The following is a 908-nucleotide window of genomic DNA, read 5'->3' as shown; positions in this document are numbered from 1 at the left end:
CTGGTAACAATGAGATCCGTGCCGAAGTCACCACCACCGATGGTGCAGGCAACGCCACTACGGCGGGTGCTGACCATAGCTACACCGTCGATACCGCCGCGCCGGAAGCCAGCATCACCATTGACGACGTGACTGGTGATAACACCATCAATATCGCCGAGGCGGGTCAGAATCAGAATGTGACCGGCCGCGTCGGCAACGATGTGCAGGTGGGCGACACGGTGACCGTCACCATCGGCGATCAGGCGTACCAGACCACCGTCACCGCCTCCGATAACGGCAATGTGTGGAGCGTCAGCGTGCCGGGCGATGTGCTGGCTGGTAACAACGAGATCCATGCGGAAGTGACCACCACCGATGGTGCAGGCAACGCCACTACGGCCGGTGCTGACCACAGCTACACCGTCGATACTGTGGCACCGGAAGCATCCATTACCATCGATAACGTGACCGGTGATAACACGCTAAATATCGCGGAATCGGGTCAGCCGCAGGCCATCACCGGTCGCGTCGGCAACGACGTGCAGGTCGGCGATACGGTGACCGTGACCATCGGCGATCAGTCGTATCAGACCACCGTCACCGCCTCGGATAACGGCAATGTGTGGAGTGTGAGCGTACCGGGCGAGGTGCTGGCCGGTAACAATGAAATTCATGCCGAAGTCACCACCACCGATGCGGCGGGTAACCCGACTACGGCATCAGCCGATCACGGCTACGCGGTCGATACCGCGGCACCGGAAGCATCCATCACCATCGATAACGTGACCGGTGATAACACGCTGAATATCGCGGAAGCGGGTCAGAACCAGAATGTCACCGGGCGCGTCGGCAACGACGTGCAGGTCGGCGACACGGTGACCGTAACCATCGGCGATCAGGCTTATCAGACCACCGTCACCGCTTCC

1 protein-coding gene is annotated in these 908 nt (G+C 60.6%); it reads left to right on the top strand.

Annotated features, from left to right (window positions below; genetic code table 11):
• Window positions 1-908 (top strand): Ig-like domain-containing protein (locus tag AU511_RS17000; protein ID WP_139829434.1); only part of this gene is annotated, 908 nt, incomplete at both ends.

It is taken from the genome of Lonsdalea iberica (genome assembly GCF_002111585.1).
Taxonomy (GTDB): domain Bacteria; phylum Pseudomonadota; class Gammaproteobacteria; order Enterobacterales; family Enterobacteriaceae; genus Lonsdalea; species Lonsdalea iberica.
Note: the sequence above shows the minus strand (reverse complement) of the source record. Positions and strands in the feature narration are given on the sequence as shown.